The sequence below is a fragment of the Phyllobacterium chamaecytisi genome (assembly GCF_020164455.1).
Taxonomy (GTDB): domain Bacteria; phylum Pseudomonadota; class Alphaproteobacteria; order Rhizobiales; family Rhizobiaceae; genus Phyllobacterium; species Phyllobacterium chamaecytisi.
This window is the reverse complement of record NZ_JAIQWW010000053.1, coordinates 1-3,441: the sequence shown is the minus strand read 5'-3', so window position 1 is coordinate 3,441 and position 3,441 is coordinate 1. Positions and strand designations below refer to the sequence as shown.

General features: G+C 60.4%; 3 protein-coding genes. All 3 read right to left on the bottom strand.

From position 1 onward, the window contains the following. Positions 1-186 precede the first annotated feature (186 nt). Genes LB462_RS30810 through LB462_RS30800 form a run of 3 tightly spaced genes read right to left on the bottom strand, consistent with a single transcriptional unit; the run spans position 187 to position 3,325 of the window. Positions 187-1,185, bottom strand: a complete 999-nt coding sequence (locus tag LB462_RS30810) for a tyrosine-type recombinase/integrase (RefSeq protein WP_224515917.1) — start codon at positions 1,183-1,185, stop codon at positions 187-189. Then, on the bottom strand, positions 1,182-2,105 hold the full coding sequence (locus tag LB462_RS30805) for a tyrosine-type recombinase/integrase (RefSeq protein WP_224515916.1): 924 nt from the start codon (positions 2,103-2,105) through the stop codon (positions 1,182-1,184). Before LB462_RS30805 ends, LB462_RS30810 begins: the two co-directional genes overlap by 4 nt. Further along, the gene (locus LB462_RS30800; RefSeq protein WP_224515914.1) at positions 2,099-3,325 is read right to left on the bottom strand and encodes a tyrosine-type recombinase/integrase; all 1,227 of its coding nucleotides are present in this window, start codon (positions 3,323-3,325) and stop codon (positions 2,099-2,101) included. The genes LB462_RS30805 and LB462_RS30800 overlap by 7 nt, the downstream gene beginning before the upstream one ends. Positions 3,326-3,441 lie beyond the last annotated feature (116 nt).

The window sequence follows — 3,441 nt, the reverse complement described above, 5'->3', positions numbered from 1 at the left end:
ATCTCGATCGCGTCATGGAAAGCGGGTTCATCGGTGGCGGTTGGGCGCCGGTAACGACAAGAAGTAAGTTGTCCGGTTCTTCGTTCCCAGCGAATGGCCCGCAACCGATCGGATACTTTGCAAAGTCGAGGGCCGTCCCAGACAACCTTACCTGTCGCGGCCGCCCCGGTGCTGCCGTCGTTCCGGCTAAGGAGATATGTCGGTCAACAAGGAGGCGATCAAGGCGTCCGGTGCCTTGAACCGCCCGCGCCGCAGCTCTGGCGGAATTACCGCTTCGACCGCTTCCAGCTTTTCGGTGGGATCCATACGAAGGTAAACTTCCGTGGTGCGGATATCGGCGTGCCCCAGCCACAAGGCGACCTTTCGGATGTCACGGGTTGCCTGTAGCATGATCACCGCGCAACTGTGCCGCAGCAGGTGCGGCGTCAGTGTGCGTCCGACCAGCGTCGGGCAGGTACGAGCGGCGACAGCAGCATGTTTTGCGAGGATGTATTCGAAGCCGTCGCGCGTCATTGCGCCGCCTTGCGCGTTGACAAACAGTTCAGGCGCCGAAGGCGTTCCGCGCACCGCAAGCCACGCTCGCAGGTCGCGAGAGGTTTCCTTCCAAAGAGGAAGGCTACGTTCGCGACGACCCTTGCCATGAACCAGGATGCTCGCTGAAGGTTGCAAGGTGACGCGATCCAGCGTGAGGCCGACCAGTTCGGAGACGCGCAAACCGGCCGCGAAGCACAGATGAAGCATCGCTCGGTCGCGGATGCCCAAGCGGGTTCTAATATCAGGCGTGTTGAGCACCGCACGCACCTCCTCCATGGTTAGATGGCGGATGAGCTTCTGGTCGTGACGTTTGCCAGGGATGGCGTTGATCTGCGCAACTTGCTGCAACGCGCCCGGGCATTTGAACTCGACATAACGCATGAATGCCTTGATCGCCGCGAGCCGCAAATTGCGCGTTGCGGGGCTGTTGCCGCGATCCTGCTCGATATGAGACAGGAACGCGAGGACCATGTCAGCGTCGATCTGCTCGAGTTGGAGCCGTGACGGCTGCGTGCGCAGTCGTTTCGATGCGAACGCGAACAGCAGTCTGAAGCCATGTGCATAAGCGTCGCAGCTCAGTGGGCTGTAACCGCGTTGATGCGGCATATGCTCGCGCAGGAATCCGGTGATGAGTGGAGCGATCGGCGTCATGCGACCTCCCCGGCAACGAGCGCTTCGGCTGCCGAGGCAATATCGGCCATTAGATCGGGCGTGGCCTCCAGATACCAGTAGGTATGCTTGATGTTCCCGTGACCGAGGTAAGTTGATAGCGCGATGAAGTCGCGCGCAACACTCTCACGCCGTGTCGCGCATTGCTCCAGCACGCGTGTCGCAAAAGTATGACGCAGGTCATGGATACGCGGTCGGCGTGATTGATCTTGGCCGACACCCGCGGCGGCCAGGATAACCTGGAAGTTGCTATGGACGGTGGTCCTATGGCTCATCGGCTTGCCATTCACCGACAGGAATAGATGGTCGTCGGTTCCGGCAATGCGCTGGCGGACTACGAGATAGGCATGTAGAGCGTCAACCACGCTCGCGTGCATCGGAACGAGGCGGCTCTTGTTGAACTTCGTCTGACGGATGTGCAGCACGCCGTTGGGCAGTAGGTCGCCAAGCATCAGGTTCAATGCTTCGGAGACACGCAAGCCGGTCGATGCCAGCAGCCCCAGAAGCATCACGTGAACGTGCCGCCTGAGCGGGCTCGGTTTTTGGCGCCTCAATCGGCCGGCCGCATCCAGCATGCGCACGATTTCCTCGGGGCTATAGATGTACGGTGCCGGCCGCGACTTTGGGCGATAGAAGAGATGATAATTCGGCACCTCGTGCGCGGGATCTTCCGCATGGAGGAAGCGCGCAAAAAGAGCTATTTCCTGAAGTCGCCGGTAGCGACTGTCTCGGGTCGAAGAAACGGCTTCCGCCCAAGCCAATGCCGTGGCAGCGCGGACATGGATGTCTCCGTGTTCCTTTGCGTAATGGGTAAAACAACTGAGATGACGCCCGGTCTTTTCGAGCTTGAAGCCGAGTGACCGACGCAGTGCGATATAGCGATTGGCGTCGTCGATCAGCATGGCTGCCTCCCCGGCCAGGGCTGCGCGATCGACGATAAGAGCGCTATATCGACCTTGGCGTAATGTGCAGTCATGGCTGGCGAGCGATGCCGCAGCACGGTGCCAACACCCGTCAGGCTGACCCCATGCCGTAGCATCGCGGTCGCGGCCGAGTGGCGCAGGACGTGCGCGCCCTTGTAAGTGCTTTCGACGCCGCCCCGCGTCAGCGCGCGCTTGACCAAGCACTTGACCGCAATGCGGTCAATCGGCCGTATCGGGGCGGATTCCGTGAGGAATATGGCATGTTCCGACAGCTTCGGGCGTCCGCGCTCGATATAGTCGATGATTGCATCACCAATATCTTGGGTGAGCGGAAGCAACTCCTCGCGCCGGCCTTTTCCATGCAGCCGGATGGTTCCTTGCCGCCAGTCGATATCGTCAAAGGTGAGTCGCGCTACCTCACTCGCGCGCAAACCAAGCCGAACGAGCAGCAGGATGATCGCGCGATCGCGAAGACGGCGTTCGCCATCGCATGCAGCGATGATCCGCGCAATATCGGCCTCAGGCAGGAACCGCGGGACGGAGGCAAGCCGCCACCCCGCCGCATTGGGCATCGCATGATCCAGCCCCGGTGCGCACTGCCCCGTCGCGATCAGGAAGCGCAGGAACGCGCGGACGGCAACGCCGATGCCTTTCAGGCGCGCGACCGATACTGTTCCGGCGCGCTCAAGCATATATGCCCTGATCACTTCGGCATCATACGCCGAGGTGTCGTCGCCGACAGCCTCGACGAACGGGATAACGGCGCCCTGGTAGGTTCCAAGGGTCGTTTCGGCCAGACCATGCTGTTCGCGCGCCCAGATCGTGAATGCGGCCACGATTGGTAGCTCCGGTTTCGCCGGCAAGCACGGCAACACGCCGGTATTCTCGAGATAGCTGATGAACAGCTTGGCGATCTCGACTGAGTCTTTGTTGACGTCACCGCGGAACCGGGGCCGATGTCCATTTCGGATCAGCGCGAAGGAGGCGCTGTACGCACTGCGGATCGTGTCGAGCGTATAGTCTTCCGACCGCGCCCAGTTTGTCCAACTTGCGAGCAGACGGATACATTCGACGATTGTCTTCTCGGTGTACCGTCGCTGTCGCAGCCACTCTGTGAAGTCATCAACATATGCGGCGGCCAGCCCAGCCTTCAGCCGCTCCTTAACAACACTCTTCTTCCGAACATAAACGCCTCGCATCAAGGGCCTCCTTTGCTTTATCGGAGGCAAAACTATGAAGCGGGATCCGTTGACATTTTAAACGGCGATAGCGCCTTGGATCGCTCAAAACCCGCTTTCCATGACGCGATCGAGAC

Bases quoted from the DNA above. Each gene is read 5' to 3' on its own strand.
- LB462_RS30810 (WP_224515917.1), bottom strand. From the start codon at position 1,185: ATGACGCCGATCGCTCCACTCATCACCGGATTCCTGCGCGAGCATATG.
- LB462_RS30805 (WP_224515916.1), bottom strand. From the start codon at position 2,105: ATGCTGATCGACGACGCCAATCGCTATATCGCACTGCGTCGGTCACTC.
- LB462_RS30800 (WP_224515914.1), bottom strand. From the start codon at position 3,325: ATGCGAGGCGTTTATGTTCGGAAGAAGAGTGTTGTTAAGGAGCGGCTG.